Here is a 24438-nt window from a genome sequence, read left to right on the forward strand (position 1 = left end):
GGGCTTGGCTAGAGGGATTTTGCGATCCCGCGCAGTTCAAATTTTTGGATCTTGCCAGTCGAGGTCTTGGGCAGCTCCTGAAAGATCACCCGCTTGGGGGCCTTGAACCCGGCTAGGGTTTCACGGGAAAAGGCGATGATCTCGGCCTCGCTCACCTCGTGGCCCTCTTTCAACTCGACAAAGGCGCAGGGCACTTCGCCCCATTTGTCGTCGGGCTTGGCTACCACTGCTGCAAGGTTCACCGCCGGATGGCCCATCAGCACGCCTTCGACCTCGACGGAAGAGATATTTTCTCCGCCTGAAATGATGATATCCTTGGCGCGATCCGAGATCTGGATATAGCCATCGGGGTGTTGAATGGCGATATCACCAGAGTGAAAATACCCCCCGGCAAAGGCCTCGGCGGTGGCTTCGGGGTTTTTCAGATAGCCCTTCATCACCGAATTGCCGCGCATGACGATTTCGCCCTGATCGCTGGCATTCCGCGGGATCTGTTGCATGTTCTCGTCCAGTACCGTGATGTCTTCCATCATCGGAAAGGCGATGCCCTGGCGGGCCTTGATGGCGGCGCGTCCGGCCTGATCCAGTTCATCCCAGTCACCGCCCTGCCAGAGACATTCGGTGACATGACCATAGGTTTCTGTCAGGCCATAGACCTGGGTGATGTGAAAGCCGAGGGTTTCGATCTTTTGCAGAGTTGCAGGGGCAGGGGGGGCGCCGGCGGTAAAGACCTCTACCTGATGATCAAAGGCGCGGCGCTGTTCGTCCTTGGCGTTGACCAGCAGGTTAAGCACAATCGGTGCGCCGCCAAAATGGGTGACACCGTGGTCCGCGATGGCATCGTAGATTGCCTCTGGGGTGATGTTGCGGCAGCACACCACGGTGCCTCCCAGCAGGGGCATCATCCAGGTGTGGTTCCAGCCATTGCAGTGAAACAGTGGCACAATCGTCAGATAGACCGGCTTTAGCACCATGCGCCAGGACACCACCGTGCCCATGGTCATAAGATAGGCACCGCGATGGCTGTACACCACGCCCTTGGGGCGGCCGGTGGTGCCTGAGGTATAGTTCAGCGCCAGGCTTTCCCATTCATCCTGCGGCAGGATCCAGTCAAAATCGGGATCGCCGCTGGCAAGCAGTTCCTCATAGGTCTGGTGGTCGCCGCTGGCGGCAAAGCCGGCCTCAAGATCGGGGGCTTCGATCAGAATGGGTGCAGCCCCTTGCATCCGGGCCAGGGCGGCAGTGGCCAGCCCCAGGAACTCGCTGTCCACCAGCACCACCTTGGCGCCGCCGTGTTCAAAGATATAGGCAACGGTGTCCACATCCAGCCGGGTGTTGATGGTGTTGAGCACAGCACCGCAGGCAGGTACGCCAAAATGCGCCTCGGCCTGGGCGGGCAGGTTGGGGATCAGCGTGGCAACCACATCGCCGGGGGCAACCCCCAACGCCACCAGCGCCGAGGCCAGCCGGGTGCAACGCGCATGATATTCCCGGTAGCTGACGCGATGGCTGCCATAGATCACCGCCGTATGGTCGGCAAAGACCTGTGCGGCGCGACGCAGATGTGACAGCGGCGTCAGTGCCACATGGTTTGCTGCGGTCTTCTCCAGCCCGGTTTCGTCAGCCATCCATCCCATCAGCTTTCCTCCCTGTGATTCTGTTTCTGTGTCGGTTTTGGAACAGATAATGAGGAAAGTTGCAGGCAATGGAAGAGGTATGAAACAAATCGCGGCTCTTCCGCCTTCTGCCAGCAATCAAACCACCGCCGCACAGGCGATGCTGGCTGCCATGGCCATTATTGGTGTGACCGACAATGCGGTGCCACTGATTGCCGAACAGATTGGTCTGGGACAGTTCTATCTGCTGCGCACCCTGGTGGCTTTGCCGATCCTTTGGGCGATGTCGAAGATGGGCTTTGGATCACTGCGCCCCCAGCGGCTGGGCGCGGTGACCCTGCGGGCGCTCTTGGTGGCGATAGCGATGGTGTTCTACTTTTCCGCTGTGGCGCTGATGCCGATTGCCCAGGCGCTGGCAGGGCTGTTTACCTCGCCGATCATTATTGTGGTGGTGTCGGTCCTGTTCATGCGGATGCGCATTGGGGCGATCCGTATCGCCGCTGTCATCAGCGGCTTTGTCGGGGTGTTGTTTGTGCTGCAACCGGATCTGGCAGCCTTTGACTGGATGATGCTGCTGCCGATTGCCGGGGGATTTTTCTATGCGCTGGGATCCGTTGTGACCGGCAGCATGTGCAGCAAGGAAAGCACGGTATCGATGCTGTTCATCTATCTGCTGGCGCAGGGGGCGATTGGCGGTCTGTTTCTGCTGGCGATAGAGATCTGGCCGCTGCCAGTGCCGATGGGCGCTGAAGGGTTTGTTACCCGGGGCTGGGTTTGGCCGATCTGGGAGATGTCGCATCTGATCCTGCTGCAGGGCTTTGCCGCGGTGGGGGGGGTGTTTCTGATCACCAAGGCCTATCAACTGGGCGAGGCCTCTTTTGTATCGGTGTTTGAATATTCGGTGCTTTTGGTGGGGCCAGGTATTGCCTGGGTGATCTATGGTCAGGCGCTGAACCTGGGCCAGATGATGGGCATTGGCCTGATTGTTCTGGCGGGATCGACGCTGGCGCTGCGGTCCTCCAGGGGGGCTTAGAGAGCAGAGGCCGGGCCAGTTGTTTTCTTCCTCAGTGCCATGGCCTAGACTGCGCCAATGATCTTGTCGCCTGGCCGCAACTACCTGTTTATTCACATCCCCAAGACCGGTGGCACCGCGCTGGCGCTGGCGCTTGAGGCGCGCGCTATGGCAGATGATATAATGCTGGGTGACACCCCGAAGGCCAAGAAACGCCGCCGTCGCCTGAAGGGGGTGAAAACCGCCGGACGCCTGTGGAAACATGCTACTCTGGCCGATATCGCCGGGCTGCGCTCCGAGGCAGAGCTGCGGCGGCTGTTTACCTTTACCCTGGTGCGCAACCCCTGGGATCGCGCGGTAAGCTACTATCACTGGCTACAGAGGCAGGGCTTTGATCATCCGGCGGTCTCTCTGGCCAAGGCACTGACATTCCGCGACTTTATCCTGCACCCGGCGATTCTGCGCAGCTTTGCCCAGCACAATGCCCCCAGTTACATGCGCCATAGCGACGGTAAGGAACAATGCCAGCTTTTTATCCGGCTGGAGCACTTTGCCACAGACGCGGTGCCGCTGTTTGATCACCTTGGATTTAGCCTTGAATTAAAGCGGGAAAACACATCCGAGCGACAGCGGGATTGGCGGGGCTATTATCAGCCCGACAGTCAGGTAGCTCTGGCCCGTGCCTGTCAGGAGGAAATAAACCGATTTGAATATTCTTTTAACGATTTCGACCTAGCCTTGGATCAAACGCGCGGGTCTGCCAGTTGATCGCCTCTGGCGATTCTTTGGCCCGACCCCCGCATAGACAAGGATTGCAGCACGACACCGGGGCCAAGCCCTGCCCGTTGATGCCGCCGCACAGGAGAGATCGACATGCTGGATTGGTTCCAAAAACGGATGAGCCCTGACTTTGAGCTGACCATCCCACCGATGCCAGTTGGGCTGGGTGGTTTCCTGAGCGGAACCCATGTGGCCTCTAATCTTGGCTGGCGCCCGATAGAGGCGCTCTGCGCTGGGGATCGGGTGCTGACCTTTGATCACGGGATGCAGACGGTGGTCGAAATGCTGCGCGAGACCATACATCTGGAGGCCGGGGTGATCGACCCGAGCCGCTGCCCGCTGCATGTGCCGCGCGATGCCCTGGGCAACCGGGTACCAATGTGGCTGATGCCCGACCAAGGTGTGCTGCTGGAAAGCGATCTGATCGAGGATCACCAGGGCGATCCCTTTGCCGTTGTTCCGGCCTCGACGCTGGATGGCTATCGCGGCATCTGCCGCCTGCACCCGGACGCGTCCCTGCAGCTGGTGGCCCCACGTTTTGAACAGGACGAGGTGATTTATCTGGAGGCGGGCCTGCTGGGCTATTGCGCCGCGCCGCGCGACCTTTTGACCATCGGGGTTGAATTGCAAGAGGACATGTACCGGGTGCTGCCCATCGACGAAGCCCAAGAGCTGATTTCAGCGATGTCCCTGTCAGAGACGCTGATGACCAATATCGGCATTCCCATTATGACACCAGGCAGTTTTCAGATCTGATCCCCAGACAACCGGGCGGTTTTCAGCCCCCTTTCGAGCAATGAATGCCCCCTTTGCCAAATGGCATCGGGGCATTGTTGCATTGGACGGGGCTGTCCGGCCAGTTGTCTTGCGGTGCATCTGTCCAACATCAGCATGGCGTGTGTTTTGGGGAAGTTGCGTAATTACAGTGCCTTGGCCTAGTTCGTTCACGAAGGCGTGAGGGCAATGATCTATTTCGGATGCTTCGGCGTAATCCCTACATGTTCAGCACTTCAGAACAGCCACGCGTTCAACAACCCGGAGAGAGAAGATGAAAACTCAATTTAAACTTGCCGCAACAGCCTTCACATTGTGCCTCTCGGCAGCAGCCGCAAATGCGCAGACTATTGTCGAAATCGCCGCAGGGGATGAGCGTTTCTCGACACTTGTGGCAGCTGTAGGGGCTGCAGGTTTGGTTGAAACCCTGTCCGGTCCCGGTCCCTTTACGGTCTATGCGCCGTTGAACGATGCCTTTGCAGCCCTTCCTGAAGGCACCGTCGAGACCCTGCTCAAGCCAGAGAACAAAGGGCAGCTGACGGATATCCTGCTGTATCATGTCGATGACCGGAAACTATCTTCTGATATGATCCCCAGCGGCGCCACCTCTTTCAAGCCGATCCTGACGACAGAGCGGCTTTGCATTACGGCTGGCAGTTCTGGTGTAACCATCGCGGATGGCAGCGGTCAGGTGGCCAATGTGGTTGTCGCTGATATTTTGGCCGACAACGGCGTGATCCATGTGGTCGACAAGGTCCTGCTGCCGGGCAATCGCCCCGCCTGCAAGTAACGCATGACTTCAGGGCCTTGGGCCAGGCCCTGCAACAGGCCCCTTGGCCTGGCCCAAGGCGGATCATCCCCGAGTGATCCAAAGCAAAACGCCCCCCAGTGGACTGGGAGGCGTTGATTTTTAACCCAAGGCCGGATCAGGCAGCGGATGCGGCATCTGGGTTGAAGCGACCATAAAAGGTCTGGCCTTTGGCGGCCATCTCACGCAGCAGATCCGGGCAGGCAAAACGCTCGCCGTAGGCTGCTGTCAGCTGGTCGCAGCGTTCGGCCGCATAGGGCGTGCCGATGATGTCCAGCCAGCTGAGCGGGCCACCGGACCAAGGCGCAAAGCCCCAGGCCAGAACTGCGCCCACGTCGCCTTCGCGAATGTCTTCCAAGACGCCTTCTTCCAGCGCGCGCACAGCCTCAAGCACCTGGGCAAACATCAGCCGTTCCTGCACTTCGATGAGATCAGGCTGGTCTTCCAGCAGCGGGTATTTGTCCTGCATGCCTTTCCAATAGCCGATGCGCTTGCCCTTTTCGTCATAGTCAAAGAAGCCGGCATTGGCCTTGCGCCCTAGGCGGCCCAGATCTTCCATCCAGAAAATCATGTCGTCAGCCGGGCTGTCGGGATATTCATTGCCCATGGCCGCCTTGGTGGCGCGGGCAATCTTGGCGCCCAGATCAATTGAGGTTTCATCCGTGAGCTGAATGGGACCAACGGGGAAGCCGAGCTGACGCGCGGCATTGTCGATCAATACGGGTGACACACCTTCGGTGATCATCCGCGCACCTTCATTCACGTAGGGAATGATGCAGCGGTTGGCATAGAAGAAGCGCGCGTCATTGACGACGATGGGCGTCTTCTTGATCTGGCGCACATAGTCCAGCGCCTTGGCGACGGCACGGTCGCCTGTTTCCTTGCCTTTGATGATTTCCACCAGCAGCATTTTTTCAACCGGCGAGAAGAAGTGGATGCCGATGAACTGCTCGGGCCGGACCGAGGCCTTGGCCAGATCGGTGATCGGCAGGGTCGAGGTGTTGGAGGCAAAGATGCAATCATCCGGGATGATCGCCTCAACCTTCTTGGTCATCTCGGCCTTGACGGCGGGGTCCTCAAAGACCGCCTCGATGATCAGATCGCAGCCTTTCAGCGCCTCCAGATCAGGGGTGGCGGTGATGCGCGATAGCATTGCCTCTTTCTTTTCGGCGGTGACCTTGCCGCGCTTCATCCCCTTGTCGAGGTAGCCTTCGGTATAGGCCTTGCCCTTGTCGGCGGCGGCCTGATCGCGGTCTACCAGCACCACTTCGATACCGGCCTGGGCCGAGACCAGTGCAATGCCAGCACCCATCATGCCGGCCCCCAGTACGCCCAGTTTCTGCACCCGTTGATCGGGGACATCCTTGGGACGGACCGCGCCTTTTTCCAGCGCTTCCTTGTTGATGAACAGCGAGCGGATCATCGCACCGGAGGAGGGGTTCATTAGTACCGAGGTGAACCAGCGGGCTTCGATTTTCAGCGCGGTGTCAAAATCCACCAGCGCGCCCTCATAGACGGCCGACAGCAGCGCTTTGGCTGCCGGGAAGGCACCCTGGGTCTTGCCGTGCACCATGGCGGAGGCGCCAACAAAGTTCATGAAGCCAGCAGGGTGATAGGGCGCGCCACCGGGCATTTTGTAGCCCTTGGCATCCCAGGGTTTCACCAGATCAGCACCGGATGCGTTCAGCACCCAGTCTTTGGCGGCGGCAACGGGATCAGCGGCGATCTCGTCAACGTAGCCAGCGGCCTTGGCCTTTTTCACGTCCAGCATCTTGCCTTCCAGCAAGAGCGGCGCAGCGGCGATGGCGCCAACCTTGCGCACCATGCGGGTGGTGCCGCCGGCGCCGGGGAAGATGCCAACCATGATTTCCGGCAGGCCGTATTTGGCCTTTGGGTTCTCAGCGGCAAAGATGCGATGGGTTGCCAGCGGCAGCTCCATGCCGATGCCAGCAGCAGTGCCGGGCAGGGCAGCAGCAATTGGCTTGCCACCTTTTTTGGTTTTCAGATCCATGCCGGCCAGCTCGATCTTGCGCAGGAGGGCATGCATTTTCATGGTGCCTTCAAACAGGCCGCGGGCAGGCTCGTCGCCGGCCTCTTCCTTCATCACCGCCAGCAGGTTCAGGTCCATGCCGCCAGCAAATGTACCCTCTTTGCCCGAGGTGATCACCACGCCTTTGACCGCGTCATCCGCCAGGGCCTCGTCGATGCAGGCCTCTAGCTGTGTGAGCCCGTCAAAGGACATCACGTTCATGGTTTTTCCGGGTACATCCCAGGTGATTGTTGCGACGCCGTTCGCGTCCTTGGAAAGCGTAAACTCACTCATGTCTCGTCTCCGATCTGGTCAGCCGTCAGCGGGCTGCCGTCTTTACGGGTGAAGCGGCTGCCATTGGCGTCGCTCTTCACCATCATGTCGATATCGCTGTAGTAAGCGGTTTCAGTCGGGGTCCGCGTGCCCACCACCAGAAAACTGGCCGGCGCGTCGGTGTTATTTCTCAGGTGATGGCCATTGGCCTCACCGGCGGGAAAGGCGGCGCAGTCACCGGGGTGCATCGCGTGTTCGCCCTGATCGTCGATCAGGATGCAGGCGCCGCTCAGCATCACCAGGAATTCATCCTGCTGCATGTGATAGTGGCGCAGCGAGGACAGGCCTCCGGGCTCAAGCCGCACGATATTGACGCCAAATTGGGTCAGCCCAGCGGCATCGCCGATCCGTTGATTCGACCGGCCTGCGACCGCCTCAGCCAGCTTTCCTGGGTAGCCCGAGCCGCCCCGGAAAGGAATTTGCGCCAGATCCAGCTTGGGCATCAGACGCGCTCGATGATGGTGGCTGCACCCATGCCAGAGGCAATACAGAGCGTCGCCAGACCCATTTCCTTATCCTGACGCTCCAGCTCGTCCAGCAGGGTGCCGATGATCATGGCACCAGTGGCACCCAGCGGGTGGCCCATGGCGATGGATCCGCCATTGGGGTTGACCACGGCCGGATCCACATCAAAGGCCTGCTGGAATCGCAAGACAACAGAGGCAAAAGCCTCGTTGACTTCAAACAGGTCCAGATCGGAAATCACCATGCCATTGTCGGCCAGAATCTTTTGCGTCACTGGCACCGGGCCGGTCAGCATGATGGTCGGGTCGGTGCCGATCTTGGCGGTGGCCTTGATGCGGGCGCGTGGCTTCAGGCCATATTGCTCGCCAAATTCCTTGTTGCCGATCAACACGGCAGCAGAGCCATCAACAATACCAGAGGAGTTTCCAGCGTGGTGGATGTGGTTGATCCGCTCCAGATGCGGGTATTTCAGCATGGCCACCTTGTCAAAACCGGGCATCTGTTCTCCCATCATCTGGAACGATGCATTCAGCGCGCCAAGTGACTGCATGTCGGTACCGGGGCGCATGTATTCGTCGCGGTCCAGAATGAGGATACCGTTCTGGTCACGTACCGGAATGACTGATTTTGTAAAGCGATTGTCGTCCCAGGCGGCCTTGGCACGGCGCTGGCTTTCCACCGCCAGTGCATCGGCCTGCTCACGGGTGAATCCATATTCCGTCGCGATGATATCGGCCGAAATGCCCTGGGGCACAAAATAGGTATCCATCGCAAGCGAGGGATCCACGGCAATGGCCGCACCATCAGAGCCCATGGCAACGCGGCCCATCATTTCAACACCACCAGCAATATATGCCTGGCCAGCCCCCCCCTTGACCTGGTTGGCCGCGAGATTGACAGCTTCCATGCCCGAGGCGCAGAAGCGGTTGATGGCGAGGCCGGGAATGCTTTCATCCAGATCCGAGGCCAGCACTGCGGACCGTGCCAGGCAGCCGCCCTGTTCCATCACCTGGGTGACATTGCCCCAGATCACATCTTCAACCGCGTGGCCTTCAAGGTTGTTGCGTTCTTTCAGCGCGTTCAGCGTCAGCGCCGAGAGCCGCACAGAGGTCACTTCGTGCAAGGCGCCGTCTTTGCGGCCCTTGCCTCGCGGGGTGCGAATGGCGTCGTAAATATAAGCTTCGGTCATGAGTCTCTCCTCAAGCGCGGTCCGACGGATTGCCGGGCATTAGGTCATAGGGATGTTTCCAGCCGGGCGTTTCACTGATGCGCGTCAGCCAGGCGTCGATATTGGGGTGGTCTTTGCGGTCAAAGCCAAAAGGCTCATCATAGAACAAATAGCCGCAGCAGGTGAGATCGGCATTTGTCATGCCGTCACCCACCAGCCAGTCGCGCCCCCTGAGTTGGTTCTCCAAGGTGGCAAAGGCAGCTTTCAGGCGCCCCTGCATAAAGCCGATCACCTCTTTGGGGCGTTTGTCCTCAGGCAGGAAGTTCATCAGAAACCTAGTCATTCCGACCTGGCTGGAGAGCTTGTGATTATCCCAGAGAACCCAGCGCAGAACCTCATATTTCTCGTCAGGCGCGCCGCCAAACTTTCCGGTCTTATCGGTAATATACTGCTGGATGACCCCGGACTGTGACAGGCGGATATCACCGTCAATCAGCACCGGAGCCTCTGCCATGACATTTAGGTTGCGATAGTCATCACTACGATGCTGACCGGCAAAGAAATCAACAAAAGCCGGTTCCCAGGCGAGGCCAGAAAGTTCCAAGGCGAGAGCCGCCTTGTAAGAATGGCCCGACTCGCCAAAACAATGCAGTTTAATCGTCACGTTGTTCTCCTTGTCGCCAATGTGGTGCCGGGGGTTTCACACCCCCGGACCCCCGTGAGGTATTTTGAGTAAGATGAAAGAGAATTAACACTCTTTCTATGGTTGTGTGCTATTGTTGTGGCGCGGTACAGGCTGAGGAGCCGATGACCGCGTAAGGTGAAGTCGTCCCTGCCCATTTGGCGAAGGCTTGGGGGCAGGGACGCGCCGTAGATTTCATCTTGCCCTAAATACCTCCGCCGGAGGCATCCATCAGCTCCTGTTGAATGAAACCGGTGTTGTGTCACAATGACCTGCCAATCAATTCCTTCATAATTTCGTTGGTGCCACCATAGATCCGTTGCACCCGGGCGTCGGTCCACATTTCCGCAACGGCGTATTCCTGCATGAACCCATAGCCGCCGTGCATCTGCAGGCATTCGTCGAGGACTTCACCCTGCGTGTCGGTGATCCAGTATTTGGCCATCGCGGCTTTTTCGACCGTCAGTTCGCCTTTCAGGTGCTCCACCATGCATTCATCAAGAAAGGCGCGGGCGACCTTGGTCTTTGTCAGGCATTCCACCAGTTTGAAGCGGGTGTTCTGGAATTGGGTCAGCGGGCCACCAAAAGCTTCGCGCTCTTTGCAATAGGCGATGGTGCGTTCCACAGCACCCTCCATCGCGCCGACAGCGCCACAGGCGATGATCAGCCGTTCCTGCGGCAGTTGCTGCATCATCTGATAGAAGCCCTTGCCTTCTTCCTGGCCGAGGATATTTTCTGGCGGGATTTCCACATTGTCGAAGAAGAGTTCAGAGGTGTCTGCCGCGTGCAGACCGATCTTGTCGAGGTTACGGCCGCGCGAAAAGCCTTCGGCACCGTCGGTTTCCACCGCGATCAGTGACACCCCCTTGGAGCCGAGTTTGGGGTCTGTTTTGGCCGCCACCAAAATCAGGTTTGCGTGTTGGCCATTGGTAATAAAGGTTTTCTGTCCCGAAAGCCGATAGGCATTGCCATCGCGCAACGCTTTGGTTTTGATCCGCTGCACGTCGGAGCCGGTTGAGGGTTCGGTCATTGCAAGCGCGCCGACCAGCTCGCCGCTGATCATCTTGGGCAGCCAACGTTTTTTCTGCTCTTCGGTGCCGTATTCCAGGATGTAGTGGGCGACGATGCCGGAATGGATACCATGCCCCCAGCTGGCCAGATTGGCACGGCTGCCTTCAATCAGGATTGCGGCCTCATGGCCAAAATCGCCGCCAACACCGCCGTATTCTTCCGGGATAGAGGGGCAGAGCAGGCCCAGTTCTCCCGCCTGGGTCCAGGTCTCGCGGTCCATCATGCCCTGTTTGCGCCAGGTCTCGTATTTTGGCATCCATTCATTGGTGATGAACTGTGCTGTCATATCGGCCAGCATCTGGTGCTCGTCGGTCATCCAGGCGGAACGTGTTTCGCGCGTCATGTCTCTCCCATTGCCCGTTTGGCGTGGTTACCCGCCGGGCCCTATCTTTTGCGATCCTCCAGCGCGCTGTTGAACAGTCGCAGCCGGTGGCCGAGGTTTTCCTGGTCTGTCACGCTGTCGAAATTTTCAAACAGAAATGACAGGGCTTCGCCGTCGTCCAGCCCTGCCTCGGATGCAAAACGTTTCAGCCGACGGTAGCCATCCTCTGTCATGGCGACGGGAAAGCGGCGGGTCAGGCGAAAACGTTTTGGCATCGGGGGCTCCTTTTAGGTGGTGTCAGTGCCCCCGGGCTGGGATGGGCACCCCCTGACGTTGTTTGGGGAGGCCCGGTTTGTCATATGGATCAGAAGTTTGCCGCATCCAGGGCCATGACTGTATCGGCACCGGTTTCGATCCGGGCCAGATGCAGTTTGGTGGCGGGCAATCTTCGTGCCATATAGTACCGGCCGGTGGCGATTTTTGTCTCGTAGAACGCCGCGTCAGAGGCTCCAGCGTCAAGGCATTCCGTTGCGGCTTTGGCCATCTGCGCCCACATCAGGCCCAGGCAGACATGGCCGAACATATGCATGAAGTCAGTCGAGCCTGCGAGGGCATTATTGGGGTTCTTCATGCCGTTTTGCATAAAATACATGCTGGCGGCCTGCAGGTCCTTTGAGGCGGATTTCAGGGGCGCAATAAAGTCTTTGCTATAGGCTTCGTTCAGATCGGCGTTGTCCTTGCAGAAGGTTTTTACCAGCTCAAAGAAGGCCATCAGGTGCTTTCCGCCATCAACGGCCAGCTTGCGGCCGACCAGATCCAGCGCCTGAACGCCATTGGCGCCCTCATAGATCTGGGCGATACGGGCGTCGCGGGTGTACTGGCTCATACCGTGTTCTTCGATATAGCCGTGGCCGCCAAAGACCTGCTGGGCCTTGACCGTCATGTCATAGCCTTCGTCGGTCAAGAAACCTTTGATCACCGGCGTCAGCAGCGAAATCAGCCCGTCGGCGTCCTTGTTGCCATCGCGGTGCGCTTGGTCGATCAGCCCCGCGCCCCAGAGCAGGAAGGCACGGCCGCCTTCAATAAAGCTTTTCTGGTCCATGAGAGAGCGCCGTATATCGGGGTGCACGATCAGCGGGTCGGCCGGGCCTTCGGGGTTCTTGGCACCGGTTACATCGCGGCCCTGCAGCCGGTCCTTGGCGTATACTACTGCATTCTGATAGGCGGCTTCGGCCTGGCTAACGCCCTGCATGCCAACGCCGATGCGGGCTTCGTTCATCATGGTGAACATGGCGCGCATGCCTTTGTGCAGATCCCCCAGCAGATAGCCGGTGGCCTCATCATAGTTCATCACGCAGGTTGAATTGCCGTGGATGCCCATTTTCTTTTCAATGTTGCCAACCGAAACGCCATTGCGCGCGCCGGGGGTACCATCCTCTTTGACCACGAATTTGGGCACGATAAAGAGCGACACCCCCTTGATGCCCTCGGGGCCACCGGGGATTTTGGCCAGGACCAGGTGGATAATGTTGTCAGCCATGTCGTGATCACCAGCCGAGATAAAGATCTTCTGGCCTGAGACCTTGTAGCTGCCATCATCCTGCGGTTCTGCCTTGGTGCGCATCAGGCCAAGATCGGTGCCGCAGTGCGGTTCGGTCAGGTTCATGGTGCCAGTCCATTCGCAAGAGACCATCTTGGGCAGGTAGGTGTCTTTTTGCTGATCGGTGCCATGTGCCAGGATCGCGGCGGCGGCCCCATGGGTCAGGCCCTGATACATCACAAAGGCCTGGTTGGCAGAGGAGAACATCTCGCCAACGGCGGTGCCCAGCACATAGGGCATGTTCTGGCCGCCATATTGTTCGGGCATGTCTAGCCCGGTCCAGCCGCCTTCCTTGACCTGTTCAAAGGCCGCCTTGAACCCGGTTGGGGTTGAAACCACGCCATTTTCCAGGCGGCAGCCTTCGGTGTCGCCCACGACGTTCAGCGGGTGCAATACCTCGGAACTGATCTTGCCGGCTTCTTCTAGGATGGCGGCAGTGAAGTCGCGTTCCAGATCGTCATAGCCTGGGGTTGCGGCCTCAGAGACTTTCAAGACGTCATGCAGGATGAACTGGGTGTCTTTGGTGGGGGCTGAATAGACGGTCATTGCGGTCCTCGTTGGTGGCAGAGTTCGGGTCAAATAGGCCTGCCCGTGCAGGCTGGCGGGGGCGGCGCTACTCGGCGGCCTCCTGATCGGATTTCATCGAGGCGATGACTTTTTCGCCCCATTTCAACTGGTCCTGCAGCTCTTCGATGGCTTCGTTCAGCTCATCACGCTGACGCATCATATCGGCGAGTCGATCGCAGGCGATTTCATAGGTGCGCGACAGTTGGGTGATCTGTTGATCGCCAATGTGATACAGATCCAGTAGCTGGCGGATCTCTTCCAGGCTAAAGCCAAAGCGCTTGCCGCGCAGGATCAGCTTTAGCCGGGCACCGTCTCGTTTGGTGAACAGGCGTTTTTGCCCGTCGCGCTGGGGAAACAGCAGCTCTTTGGCCTCATAAAAGCGGAGGGTGCGGGGGGTCACGCCAAAGGCGTCGCACATTTCGCGGATCGATTTGGTCTCTTCGCTCATATCAGTCATCGTCGTCACTCTTTGTCGGCGCCGGGCGGGCGGTGGTTTGCCTGTGCGGTCTTGGCCAGCGGATCGGTCCCGGGAAACGGGGGAAACCGGCAAGGCCTGCCTGACCAAGCTGGCCCGGGTTGCGGTGATTTACAACATCTTCTTGACGTTGACGTAAGCCGAACGCCGCGTCACTTTCAAAGGTGACGTCACGGTCACCTGTCGTGACGCCCGCTCTGGTCGCGGACAGGTCCAGGGGTTGGCAGCGCGTTCCTTGATCTAGGTCGCCAATCGGCCATGACAAAGTAGCGCGCTGCCCCGATGGGGCGGCACGTTTTCCTGTGTCGGCATGTTGGAAAGGCCGCGCCGCAACCGGCGCAGGGCAGGGGGCGCAGATGGTCTGCTCTGCCGCGTCTGTTTGCGGTTCAGCCTTGGCAGGCGGCCGGGCGTCAGCTTTGCGACAGAAGACTTTTGGTGGTGGCGCGTAGGCTGCCCAGCTCATCCAGGGCCTCGTCCAGCTGTTCGCGTTGCTGCTGCAACTCGCCCATCTGGTGGTCAGCCATCTCTATGAAAGCCTGCATCTGGGCCTGGTTGCCTTCGTTTTCGTAGATCAGCAGCCATTGGCGGATCTCTTCCAACTGAAAGCCAAACCGGCGGCCGCGCAGAATCAGCTTCATCCGGGCACGCTCTCGGGCACCGTAAAACCGTGACCGCCCTTCGCGATCGGGTTTCAGCAGTTCAATATACTCATAATATCGCAAGGTTCGCGGCGTAACGTCAAAGGCTGCGCACATTTCCTTGAATGACAATCTTGCTTCGGTCATCCATCATCTCCCTTGCGCGCAACCTATGCACTTGAAATGACCTGTGCAACCTCCCTGCGTGTTGTGGGCTTGCTCTTTGTTTCGAGCAGGGCCACAAATGGGCCAAGTCAGGATAGGAAACAGCCATATGGCAGACAAGACAGATCTCGCACGTCAGTTCATTCAGGCGATACCGCATGCCAAAGAGCTGGGGATGGTTCTGGAAGAAATTGGCGATGGAACTGCATGTATTTCAATGCCCTATGATGAAAAGCTTATCGGAGACCCGCAGAGCGGCGTCATCGCGGGCGGGGCGGTGTCGGCCTTGATGGATACCTGTTGTGGCGCTGCGGTGATGTGTCACCCTGATGCGCCCGGCGGCACTGCAACCATTGATCTGCGCATCGATTACATGCGCGGTGCGACGCCGGGCCAAAGCATCACCACCCGCGCCACCTGTCATCACATCACCCGCAGCGTTGCTTTTGTGCGGGCGGTGGCCAGCGATGACGATACCGATCGCCCGGTCGCAACCGCCGCTGGCGCCTTTACAGTGGAGAGTGGATTTTGAAGCGCCCCCGTCCAGAACCAATCCAGGTGGTCAAGCAGCGCCGCGATGCGGCGCTGAATGCTCTGCTCGACTCGGTGCCCTATATCCGCTTTCTCAATGTCAGCTTTGATCGCCGTGGTGATGAGCTGACGGCGCAGCTGAACTTTAACGACAAACACATCGGCAATCCGTTTTTGCCTGCCATTCATGGTGGGGTGACGGCGGCCTTTCTGGAGATCACCGCCACGGTCTCTCTGAATTGGTCGCAGATCTGGGGCAGCATTGAAAGCGGTGCCTTGGATCCCGAAGACATGGCAAAGGGTATCCTGCCGCGCCAACCTAAAACCATTGATTTTTCCGTGGACTACCTGCGCTCTGGCCTGCCGCGCGATGCCTATGCCCGCGCCACGATCAGCCGCGCCGGACGGCGCTATGCCTCTGTCCATGTCGAGGCCTGGCAGGATCACAAAGACAAGCTGTTTGCCCAGGCCACCGGCCATTTTCTGATGCCACAAGAGAAAGCGGCCAAAAGCTGACGCCTGGGGTCAAGTGCGCAGCACGTCCGGCTTGTTGGGTGGTGTCGCGCGTGACCTTACATATGACAAGAAGGTGCCCGCGAGATGGGTTTGCAACAGGATGACATCACCCATGCGCGGGTGCTGAAAATTGCCCTGCCGATTGTGCTGTCCAATGCCACGGTGCCTATTCTGGGCGCGGTGGATACCGGCGTTGTCGGGCAGATGGGGCAGGCGGCGCCTATTGGCGCGGTGGGAATTGGCGCGGTTATTCTGGCGACGCTTTATTTCATTTTCGGCTTTCTGCGCATGGGCACCACTGGCCTGGTGGCGCAGGCGCGCGGTGCCGGGGACACGGCGGAAACCGGCGCTTTGTTGATGCGCGGCGTCCTGCTGGCTGCGCTTGCCGGGATCACCTTTGTTTCGCTGCAGGGCCTGGTGTTCTGGGGGGCTTTTGCCCTGGCCCCCACCAGTGCCGAGGTTGAAACCCTGGCGCGCGATTATCTGCAGATCCGCATCTGGGGTGCGCCCGCGACCATTGCGCTCTTTGCGGTGACGGGCTGGCTGATCGCGATGGAAAATACCCGCGGGGTCTTTGTGCTGCAGATCTGGATGAATGGGATCAATATAGCCTTGGATCTGTGGTTTGTACTGGGGCTGGACTGGGGCGTCGAAGGCGTCGCTCTTGCCACCCTGATTGCCGAATGGAGCGGCCTGGCGCTGGGGCTTTGGCTGTGTCGTGCGGCCTTTGCCGGGCGGCAATGGTGCGATTGGCCAAGGGTGTTTGACCCGGTGCGGATCCGGCGGATGGCGCAGGTCAATGGTGATATCATGGTACGCTCGGTGCTGCTGACCGGGTCTTTCACCTGTTTTATGTTTGTGGGGGCCAAATTTGGCGATGTTACGCTGGCAGCCAATCAGGTGCTGCTGCAGTTCGTCGAGATCACGGCCTTTGCGTTAGATGGTTTTGCCTTTTCCGCCGAGGCGTTGGTGGGTGGTGCCATTGGCGCAAAGAACCGGGGCAACCTGCGTCGCGCCGCCTGGATTTCCAGCCAATGGGGGATTGTCTGCGCTGTATTGCTGAGCGCCGGTTTTTTTCTGGGCGGTCCCTATCTGATTGACCTGATGGCCACCGCCCCCGAGGTCAGAGCCGAGGGGCGTAGCTATCTGATCTGGGCCGCGCTGCTGCCACTGATTTCGGTGGCAAGCTACATGTATGACGGCATCTATATCGGCGCGACCTGGACGGGGGATATGCGCCGGGCGATGGTGCAATCGGTGGCGATTTTTCTCGTGGTGCTGCTGGTGCTGGTGCCGATCTGGGGCAATCATGGGCTCTGGGCGGCGCTTTTGGTATTGAACTGTGCCCGCGCTGTGACACTGGGGCTGCGCTATCCTCGGCTAGAGGCCAGCGTGGCGTCATCCCAGCAAGGCGCGGTCGCCTAGAGCAGCAGCTCCAGTGCTTCGGTTGGGCGGCCAATCACCACCTGTTCGATTACGTCGCCATCCTGCTTGATCGCAATTGGCCGTTCGATCAGGATGGGATGTGTCTGCATGGCCGCCAGCAGGTCTGCTGCGGGGCTGTCCTTGCTCAGGCCCAGCTCTTTGAAGACCTTTTCGCCCGTTCGCATCATTTCGATCACCGTTCCCCCAAGGGCGGCGTGCAGCGCCTGCAGCTCTGCCGACCTTGGCGGATCTTGCAGATAGAGCCGCACCTCTGGCGTGATCCCCCGGCTTTCAAGCAGCGCAAGACCTGCGCGCGATTTAGAGCAGCGTGGATTGTGCCAATAGCTGATCATAGCCATTCCCCCCGTTTGCAGCCCACGGCGGCAGCGACAGAGGCAAACCCGTCGCGCACCAGCAGGTCATCCAGCCCGCGCGCGATATCGCCCGCCAGTGAAATCCCACCAAAAACCATCGCCGTATAGAGCTGGACAGCAGAGGCACCGGCGCAGATCTTGGCATAGGCCTGTTCGGCACTGCCGATGCCGCCAACGCCAATCAGCGGCACCTGACCCTGCAGTAGATCAGAAAGCTGGGCCAAGACGCGGGTTGAGGCTTCAAATAGCGGCGCGCCGGACAGCCCGCCGGCCTCGGCCCGGTGCGGGCTTTGCAGCCCCTCGCGCGACAGGGTGGTATTGGTGGCAATCACGCCGTCGATGCCGGTGTCCAGCGCCACGGCTGCAATGTCTTCGATGGCGGCACGATCTAGATCGGGGGCGATTTTCAGGAAGATCGGCACCCGGCGACCCAGGCTGTCGCGGGTTTCGATCACCCCGTTCAACAGCGCCGAAAGTGCTGCCTTGCCCTGCAGATCCCGCAGCTTTTCGGTGTTGGGCGAAGACACATTGACCGTGGCAAAATCCAGAGAAGCGCCACAGCGCGCCAGCACTTTGGCAAAATCGGCTGCCCGGTCGTCGCTGTCCTTGTTGGCACCAAGGTTCAGGCCAATCACGCCTGTTTTGGGTCGGTTCGCCAGCCGCTCTGCAATCACCTCCATACCGTCGTTGTTAAAGCCAAAGCGATTGATCGCAGCGCGGTCTTCGCTCAGCCGGAACAGGCGTGGCTTGGGGTTGCCAGGCTGCGGGCGCGGGGTGGCAGCGCCGACCTCGATAAAGCCGAACCCGGCCTGGGTCAGCGGCGCCAGGGCCTCGGCGTTTTTGTCAAAGCCTGCGGCCAGCCCCACCGGATTGTCCAGCGCGATGCCCGCGATGTCACATTTCAACCGGGGGGATCGTACCGGGCCGGGGCAGGGGGCCAGCCCCGTTGTCAGCGCCTTGATCGACAGCCCGTGCGCCACTTCCGGATCCAGCTTGTGCAGCGCCTTGAGCGCAAGTTTTTCAGTCAGTTTCATGGATTGGGGTGCTCATGTCATGGCTTGGGGAAAGCGATGTATACCGTCGATCAGCGGCAGGGGTTTGGCCCAGATCACCTCTGACAGGTGCATCTTGCGGTAGAGATGCGGGAAATCGTCACCGCCGCGCGAGACCTCCCATTTCAGCGCCTCCCCCAGCGCTTCTGTATCCAGTGCAAGCAGCCAGAGCCCATCGACACCGGCAAAATGCTTGGCAGCAGTCTCGGTCGCTTGCAGCGCGGTGGAGAAGTGAATGAAACCATCGCTCAGGTCGATGGGCGCGCCAAGGGTTTTGCCTTGGGACTGGAAGGCCGACCATTCATCGGCGCGGAGGATTTTATAGATCAGCATGGCGATCTGATGCCCCGCGCCGTCGTTGGAATCAAGCCCGAAGCGACAGATCCGGGTGCAGTAATCCGCCGCAGATCACCCGGCAAGCGCGGCGCAAATCGCGCTAAACGTGCAAATATCGTGCCGAATGCTGCCTAAGGGCCGGGCCGGGCGTTATTCCCCTTTGACTGGTTGATGCTTTGATCGCACCATTGCGGGCAAAGAATAACAACGGGAGCGATACTGATGATGACGCGAATTTTGACCTCGGTCGCGGCCTTGGGCCTGACGGCTGGCATGGCGGCGGCAGAGTATAAACTGACCATTCTGCACACCAATGACTTCCACGCGCGCTTTGAACCGATCAGCAAATATGACAGTGGCTGCCGCGAGGGCGACAACGCCGAGGGCAAGTGCTTTGGCGGATCGGCACGTTTGGTCACGGCCCTGGCCGCAGCGCGTGAACGGGCCGGGAATGCGATCTTGGTGGATGGTGGCGATCAGTTCCAGGGCTCGCTGTTTTATACCTACTACAAGGGCAAGGTCGCAGCCGAGATGATGAACAAGCTCGGCTATGACGGGATGACCGTTGGCAACCACGAATTTGACGATGGCCCCGAGGTCCTGCGCGGGTTCATGGATGCGGTAGAGTTCCCGGTGCTGATGTCCAATGCGGATGTCTCGGCGGAACCTGCCCTGGCGGATGTCTTGCAAAAATCCACGGTGATTGAACGCGGCGGCGAAAAGATCGGTCTGATTGGTCTGACCCCGGAAGACACCCATGATCTGGCCAGCCCTGGTGCGAATATTTCGTTCTCTGATCCGGTGGCTGCCGTGCAGGGAGAGGTCGACCGGCTGACAGAGATGGGCGTCAACAAGATTATCGTGCTCAGCCATTCTGGCTATAAAGTGGATCAGGTCGTGGCGGCGGGAACCACTGGGGTGGATGTGATTGTTGGCGGGCATTCAAATACTTATCTGTCCAATACATCCGAAGATGCGGTTGGTCCCTATCCTACCATGGTCAATGATGTGGCCATTGTGCAGGCCTATGCTTATGGCAAATTCCTGGGCGAGCTGAACGTCACCTTTGACGAGGCCGGAACTGTGACCGAGGCAGCAGGCGAGCCGCTGATCATGGATGGCAATGTGGCCGAGGACAGCGATACCCTGGCGCGCATTGCCGAGCTGGCACAGCCGCTGGATGAGATCCGCAATAAGGTCGTGGCCGAGGCCGCCAGCGCGGTGGAAGGTGATCGCACCATCTGCCGTATCCAGGAATGCGAGATGGGGAATCTGGTGGCGGATGCCATGCTGGATCGGGTCAAGGACCAGGGCGTGACCATCGCCATTGCCAATTCCGGCGGCATTCGCGCCAGCCTGGAACCCGGCGCTGTCACCATGGGCGAGGTGCTGACGGTGCTGCCGTTCCAGAATACGCTGTCCACCTTTGAAATCACTGGCGCCGGGCTGGTTGCAGCCCTTGAAAATGGCGTCAGTCAGGTGGAAGAGGTCAAAGGCCGCTTTCCTCAGGTTGCCGGGCTGAAGTTCAGCTGGGATGGCAGTGTCGCGGCCAATGAGGGCCGGGTGCAAGAGGTTCAGGTCGCAAGCGATCAGGGCTTTGTGCCGCTTGATCCGGCCAAGACCTATCTGGTGGTGACCAATAACTATGTGCGTAATGGCGGTGACGGCTACAAGATCTTTGCCGGCGACGACAAGAACGCCTATGATTTTGGTCCCGATCTTGCCGATGTACTGGCCGAATACCTGGCAGATCAGGGGGCCTATCAGGCCTATACCGATGGGCGTATTTCGCAGAAATAGCGTTTCGCGCGCGAAACAGTTGCCTCACCCCCATATGCCCCGCCACTGTCTTGGACTGGCGGGGCATTCTTTTGTGGCGGGTGCGACAGTCTGCGTGCGAAATCTCTCTTTTATTCAGCCCGTTCAAAGGGTAGGTCAGACAGCATGTCAAAGCGTTATGAATCGCTGCAGGATTTGTTGGCCCATGGGGCTGACTGCGTCATTGATGTGCGCAGCCCTGCCGAATTTGCCGAGGATCATCTTCCGGGGGCCATCAACCTGCCTGTTCTGGACAACGAAGAACGGGCGCAGGTCGGCACCATCTATGTGCAGGACAGCCCCTTTCGTGCCCGTAAACTTGGTGCGGCACTGGTGTTTCGCAATGCCGCCAATCACATTGAACACAGGCTGAGCCATCATGACGGCGGCTGGCAACCGCTGGTCTATTGCTGGCGTGGCGGTCAGCGCTCGGGCAGTTTTTCCTGGATGCTGCAACAGATCGGCTGGCGGGCAGATCTGGTCGAGGGCGGGTATCAGACCTATCGCCGCCTGGTGAAGTCTTACCTTTATGATCAGGTGCTGCCGTTTCGGCTGATCGCGCTGGATGGCTATACCGGCAGTGCCAAGACAGAGCTGTTGCAGCGCTGTCAGGCCCTGGGTGCACAGATGCTTGATCTGGAGGGGCTGGCCAATCATCGCGGCTCTTTGCTGGGGGCGATGTCGGATCCACAGCCGAGCCAAAAGGGATTTGAAAGCGCCCTGGCACAGGCGCTGGTGCCGATGGACCCGGCGCGCCCGGTTCTGGTCGAGGCCGAGTCGAGCAAGGTTGGTGCCCGCATCATTCCACCCAGCCTGTGGCGTGCGATGAAACAGGCCCCCCGGATCGAGGTCAGCGCCCCCAGTGCAGCCCGCTGCCAATATCTGACCCAGGTTTATGATGATATCCTGTCGGATACACAGCGCTTGCAACAGAAGCTTGGGTATCTGCGGGGGCATCACGCAAATGCGGTGATAGATCACTGGTTTGACCTGATTGCGGCGGGGGACAAGGCAGCGCTGACCCTGGCCCTGATGCAGGATCACTATGACCCTGCCTATCAAAAATCGCGCCGTATCAATGGTTTGCCGCCTCTCGCTGAGGTGGGTCTGGGGCAGATGACCCAGGCAGATCTGGACCGCGCCGCGCAACAGATATGCGACCTTATGGCCGCCCCGGCACAGCGCCCTAAAGGCGGCGCTATTAAACCAGCATAAGGCCGGGCGCACCAGCCTTCAGGCGGCCGATGCGTGCTGCATCAAAGCCAGCGGCGCGCAGGTCCTGCAGTTTGTCTTCTGCTTCATCCGGGGCCAGCGCGGCTAGCAGCCCGCCAGCGGTTTGCGGATCAAACAGCAGATCAACCTCGGGGCGGTGTGGCAAGTCGGGGGCGAGGGCGCGGTTGTCTTCAAACAGGGAGGATCGGATGCCATGCGCGCTGAGCGTGGCAGCCCCCTGCATCAGTGGCACTGCGGCAAGATCCAGCTGGGCAGCCAGGCCCGAGGCCTCGCAGATCCCCAAGAGATGCCCGGCAAGGCCAAAGCCGGTGACATCGGTCATCGCATGGGCCGAAGCCAAGATCCGGGAGGCCGCGCCCTGGGGCTGCACCATCCGCGCCAAAGCCGCTGCCACCCAGGCGCCCTTGGCCGCGCCCAGCATCTCGGCGGCCATGATCACGCCCGACCCAATAGGTTTGGTCAGGATCAGCACATCGCCGGGCTGCGCCCCGCCCAGGGTCACAGGCGGGCTGTCACAGAGGCCGGTGACGGTGAAGCCAATCGACAGCTCATCCCCGAGAGAGGTATGACCGCCGATGATATCAGCCCCGGCGTCCTGAAATACCTGCGTCGCAGCGCCCATGATTTCGGCCAGGCTGCGCTGTTGCAGCGCCGGGGACAGGCGCGGCAGGATCAGATTGGCAGTGGCCACCTGTGGCGCGGCAGCCATGGCCCAGATATCTCCAAGCGCATGCACCGCAGCAATTCGAGCCATGACCTCGGGGTCGAGTGTCGAGGCGCGCAGATGATCGGTGGTGATCACCTGCTGCGCGCCACCGGTTTGCACCAGTGCGGCGTCATCGCCGGGCAGTGGCGTCACATCGCTGCGCCGTGCTGCTGCCAGGCCTGTAAGCGCCCCGCGCAGGGCAGCGCGCCCCGCCTTGGCTCCACAGCCACCGCACATGGGTTTGTCGCCCAGGATGGCAGGCAGATCATGGGTATGTTCCGGTGGCAGGCTGGCCGTGGGCATCTGGGGCAGGTTGCGAAACTGATCCATAAAGGCCCGGTCGATCCGGTCTTTCCAGTGCCAGACCAGAGCGCCGGAAAATTGTAGCCCGAAGCGCTGGCCCAGGGCCTCGGTCTTGCCCAGCGAGATCAGCTTTAGATAGTCCTTTTGCGGCTGATATTTGCGCAGCGGATCCTGGGTCAGCTGGGCGCGCAGATTGTGATAGAGAATGGGGGCCTGACGCACTGCATAGACCCCGGCCTTGGGGCGCGGCGTGGCGGTCATATGGGCGCAGTCCCCTGCCGCAAAGACCCCCGGAACAGAGCTTTGCAGGGTTTCGTCCACCTTGATAAAGCCATCCTGCAGCGCCAGTCCGCTCTGGGCGATCCAGTCCTGCGGGCGGGCACCAGCGGCACCGGTGGTGAAATCTGACAGCACTGTTCGGCCATCTTCCAGCTGGATGTGGTCGGCTTCAATCCGGGCGACCGCGGTGTTTTCCACCAGCGTGACCCGGCGTTCGCAAAAGGCCCGCAGCAGGCGGCGGCGCAGATCGGGGCTGGCCTGCCCCAATACCCTTCGGCTGTCGATCAGGCTGGCCTGGCCCAGCCGCCCCTGCTGCGCCAGCGCGTAGGCCATGGCCAGGATCAGCTCGGCTCCGGCGACGCCGCCACCGATCACCGCGATATTGGCCGCCGGGCTTGATGCCCTCGCGTGATCCGCCTGCGTCTGGCGGAATTGATCCCAGGTCCGGGCAAAGCCACCAAGCGGTTTGGCCGGCAGACCGTAGCGCGCAAAACCGGGTAGATCGGGCATGTCAGAGGTGATGCCCACATCCAAAGAGGCCAGGTCATAGGCAATGGGCGCACGCCCCGACACCTGCACCTGTCGGGCCACTGGATCCATCGCCGTTGCCGCCCCCAGAACCAGTCGGGCCCCGGCAAAGCGCGCCAGTTTGACCAGATCAATATCCAGCTCATCGCGCTGGTAATGGCCGGCCACAAAGCCCGGCAACATGCCGGAATAGGGGGCGCTGGGGCCAGGGTTGATCAGGGTCAGGCGGGCCCCTGCCAGCGGGCGCATCCCCCATTTCAACAGCAAGAGAGCATGCGCATGCCCGCCGCCAATCAAAACCACATCTTTGGTTGCCGGTAGAGGGGGGGTATGCATCTGCATCTATACCTTGCCTGTGTTGTGCGGCCTGTGTTGTGTGGCCTGTTTTGTGCCACCTGTGTCTTGATACCTGCGGCGGTATCTTCTGCCCGTGCGGTGCGGCGGTGCGATGTCGGCTCAGTCCTGCTCTGGGTGCGGTTCAATCACGGTATGAGTGGCCCAATTGCTGTCATCTGCAGGGGGGGGCAGGCTGTCCTTTGTTTCATGCCGGTGCAGGTGGACCTTGGCAATAAACAACGCCGTGACAGGGGCGGTCAGAAACAGGAACAGGGTGATCATCAGCTCATGCAACGAGACAGAGCCCTCGACGGTCAGCCCATGCACCATAGAGGCCAGCAGAACCCCTCCAACGCCCAGCGTCGTGGCCTTGGTCGGTGCATGCAGGCGCGACATCGGATCGTTCAACTTTAGCAGGCCGAAAGAGCCAACAAAGCCAAAGACGCCAGACATAATCAAAAAGCCCGCGATCAGATATTCAAAAATCATGTCCATG

At 59.9% G+C, this 24438-nt stretch carries 24 protein-coding genes; 9 read left to right on the forward strand and 15 right to left on the reverse strand.

The genetic code is table 11. The annotated features are described in order from the left end of the window. Positions 1 to 8 precede the first annotated feature (8 nt). Positions 9 to 1637, reverse strand: coding sequence for an AMP-binding protein (locus tag LRK71_RS06585; protein ID WP_232402030.1), 1629 nt, complete (start codon positions 1635 to 1637; stop codon positions 9 to 11). Positions 1638 to 1716: 79 nt separating this feature from the next. On the opposite strand from LRK71_RS06585, the gene LRK71_RS06590 reads away from it, so the two are divergent. From LRK71_RS06590 to LRK71_RS06605, 4 genes are all read left to right on the forward strand, one after another. Continuing rightward, the gene (locus LRK71_RS06590; protein WP_232402031.1) at positions 1717 to 2649 is read left to right on the forward strand and encodes a DMT family transporter; all 933 of its coding nucleotides are present in this window, start codon (positions 1717 to 1719) and stop codon (positions 2647 to 2649) included. Positions 2650 to 2706: 57 nt separating this feature from the next. Further along, entirely contained in the window at positions 2707 to 3396 is a 690-nt protein-coding gene (locus tag LRK71_RS06595; RefSeq protein ID WP_232402032.1) for a sulfotransferase family 2 domain-containing protein, read from the forward strand. Positions 3397 to 3501: 105 nt separating this feature from the next. Then, positions 3502 to 4164 (forward strand): Hint domain-containing protein, encoded by a 663-nt coding sequence (locus tag LRK71_RS06600; protein WP_232402033.1) that lies wholly within the window; start codon positions 3502 to 3504, stop codon positions 4162 to 4164. Between the two features lie 292 nt (positions 4165 to 4456). Continuing rightward, entirely contained in the window at positions 4457 to 4972 is a 516-nt protein-coding gene (locus LRK71_RS06605) for a fasciclin domain-containing protein (RefSeq protein WP_232402034.1), read from the forward strand. 136 nt (positions 4973 to 5108) lie between these two features. Here the strand turns inward: LRK71_RS06605 and LRK71_RS06610 are convergent, their stop codons facing one another. The 9 genes from LRK71_RS06610 to LRK71_RS06650 all read right to left on the reverse strand — a co-directional run bounded on the left by LRK71_RS06610 (position 5109) and on the right by LRK71_RS06650 (position 14487). Then, on the reverse strand, positions 5109 to 7313 hold the full coding sequence (locus LRK71_RS06610; protein ID WP_232402035.1) for a 3-hydroxyacyl-CoA dehydrogenase NAD-binding domain-containing protein: 2205 nt from the start codon (positions 7311 to 7313) through the stop codon (positions 5109 to 5111). Next, entirely contained in the window at positions 7310 to 7795 is a 486-nt protein-coding gene (locus LRK71_RS06615; RefSeq protein WP_232402037.1) for a cupin domain-containing protein, read from the reverse strand. Before LRK71_RS06615 ends, LRK71_RS06610 begins: the two co-directional genes overlap by 4 nt. Beyond that, positions 7795 to 9006 (reverse strand): acetyl-CoA C-acetyltransferase, encoded by a 1212-nt coding sequence (locus tag LRK71_RS06620; RefSeq protein WP_232402040.1) that lies wholly within the window; start codon positions 9004 to 9006, stop codon positions 7795 to 7797. The genes LRK71_RS06615 and LRK71_RS06620 overlap by 1 nt, the downstream gene beginning before the upstream one ends. Before the next feature lie 10 nt (positions 9007 to 9016). Continuing rightward, complete coding sequence (locus LRK71_RS06625) at positions 9017 to 9649, reverse strand: glutathione S-transferase family protein (RefSeq protein WP_232402042.1); 633 nt, start codon at positions 9647 to 9649, stop codon at positions 9017 to 9019. A gap of 280 nt (positions 9650 to 9929) precedes the next feature. Beyond that, positions 9930 to 11081, reverse strand: coding sequence for an acyl-CoA dehydrogenase family protein (locus LRK71_RS06630; protein WP_232402043.1), 1152 nt, complete (start codon positions 11079 to 11081; stop codon positions 9930 to 9932). Between the two features lie 41 nt (positions 11082 to 11122). Continuing rightward, a complete protein-coding gene (locus tag LRK71_RS06635) occupies positions 11123 to 11335 on the reverse strand; it encodes a hypothetical protein (RefSeq protein WP_232402044.1) in 213 nt (70 codons plus the stop codon). Between the two features lie 89 nt (positions 11336 to 11424). Continuing rightward, entirely contained in the window at positions 11425 to 13206 is a 1782-nt protein-coding gene (locus LRK71_RS06640) for an acyl-CoA dehydrogenase C-terminal domain-containing protein (RefSeq protein WP_232402045.1), read from the reverse strand. A 67-nt stretch (positions 13207 to 13273) separates the two neighbouring features. Then, on the reverse strand, positions 13274 to 13675 hold the full coding sequence (locus LRK71_RS06645) for a MerR family transcriptional regulator (protein ID WP_232402724.1): 402 nt from the start codon (positions 13673 to 13675) through the stop codon (positions 13274 to 13276). A 437-nt stretch (positions 13676 to 14112) separates the two neighbouring features. Then, positions 14113 to 14487, reverse strand: coding sequence for a MerR family transcriptional regulator (locus LRK71_RS06650; protein WP_232402046.1), 375 nt, complete (start codon positions 14485 to 14487; stop codon positions 14113 to 14115). Positions 14488 to 14614: 127 nt separating this feature from the next. On the opposite strand from LRK71_RS06650, the gene LRK71_RS06655 reads away from it, so the two are divergent. The 3 genes from LRK71_RS06655 to LRK71_RS06665 all read left to right on the forward strand — a co-directional run bounded on the left by LRK71_RS06655 (position 14615) and on the right by LRK71_RS06665 (position 16977). Continuing rightward, complete coding sequence (locus LRK71_RS06655; RefSeq protein ID WP_232402047.1) at positions 14615 to 15037, forward strand: PaaI family thioesterase; 423 nt, start codon at positions 14615 to 14617, stop codon at positions 15035 to 15037. Beyond that, positions 15034 to 15552, forward strand: a complete 519-nt coding sequence (locus LRK71_RS06660) for a PaaI family thioesterase (RefSeq protein ID WP_232402048.1) — start codon at positions 15034 to 15036, stop codon at positions 15550 to 15552. The genes LRK71_RS06655 and LRK71_RS06660 overlap by 4 nt, the downstream gene beginning before the upstream one ends. An 84-nt stretch (positions 15553 to 15636) precedes the next feature. Then, complete coding sequence (locus LRK71_RS06665; RefSeq protein ID WP_232402049.1) at positions 15637 to 16977, forward strand: MATE family efflux transporter; 1341 nt, start codon at positions 15637 to 15639, stop codon at positions 16975 to 16977. Here the strand turns inward: LRK71_RS06665 and arsC are convergent. The 3 genes from arsC to LRK71_RS06680 are packed head-to-tail and all read right to left on the reverse strand — an operon-like array spanning position 16974 to position 18736. Next, complete coding sequence (gene arsC / locus LRK71_RS06670; protein WP_232402050.1) at positions 16974 to 17330, reverse strand: arsenate reductase (glutaredoxin); 357 nt, start codon at positions 17328 to 17330, stop codon at positions 16974 to 16976. The genes LRK71_RS06665 and arsC overlap by 4 nt on opposite strands. Next, a complete protein-coding gene (locus LRK71_RS06675) occupies positions 17327 to 18385 on the reverse strand; it encodes a quinone-dependent dihydroorotate dehydrogenase (protein ID WP_232402051.1) in 1059 nt (352 codons plus the stop codon). Before LRK71_RS06675 ends, arsC begins: the two co-directional genes overlap by 4 nt. 12 nt (positions 18386 to 18397) lie before the next feature. Next, positions 18398 to 18736: a DUF952 domain-containing protein gene (locus LRK71_RS06680; protein WP_232402053.1), complete on the reverse strand. Its 339-nt coding sequence runs from the start codon at positions 18734 to 18736 to the stop codon at positions 18398 to 18400. A gap of 225 nt (positions 18737 to 18961) precedes the next feature. Between LRK71_RS06680 and LRK71_RS06685 the strand changes: the two genes are divergently transcribed. Beyond that, on the forward strand, positions 18962 to 20539 hold the full coding sequence (locus LRK71_RS06685) for a bifunctional metallophosphatase/5'-nucleotidase (protein ID WP_232402054.1): 1578 nt from the start codon (positions 18962 to 18964) through the stop codon (positions 20537 to 20539). 144 nt (positions 20540 to 20683) lie between these two features. Beyond that, positions 20684 to 21772 carry a tRNA 2-selenouridine(34) synthase MnmH gene (mnmH, locus tag LRK71_RS06690; protein WP_232402055.1) on the forward strand — a complete coding sequence of 363 codons (1089 nt, stop codon included), beginning with the start codon at positions 20684 to 20686 and terminating at the stop codon, positions 21770 to 21772. Here mnmH and selD read toward each other — a convergent pair. Continuing rightward, positions 21759 to 23942, reverse strand: a complete 2184-nt coding sequence (gene selD / locus LRK71_RS06695) for a selenide, water dikinase SelD (protein WP_232402056.1) — start codon at positions 23940 to 23942, stop codon at positions 21759 to 21761. The two genes, mnmH and selD, sit on opposite strands and share 14 nt — an antisense overlap. Positions 23943 to 24062: 120 nt before the next feature. Continuing rightward, positions 24063 to 24437: a Na+/H+ antiporter subunit G gene (locus LRK71_RS06700; protein WP_232402057.1), complete on the reverse strand. Its 375-nt coding sequence runs from the start codon at positions 24435 to 24437 to the stop codon at positions 24063 to 24065. Between the last annotated feature and the right edge of the window lies 1 nt (position 24438).

Origin of the sequence: Pseudophaeobacter flagellatus, from assembly GCF_021228235.1 — a bacterium.
In the GTDB taxonomy this organism is placed as follows: domain Bacteria; phylum Pseudomonadota; class Alphaproteobacteria; order Rhodobacterales; family Rhodobacteraceae; genus Pseudophaeobacter; species Pseudophaeobacter flagellatus.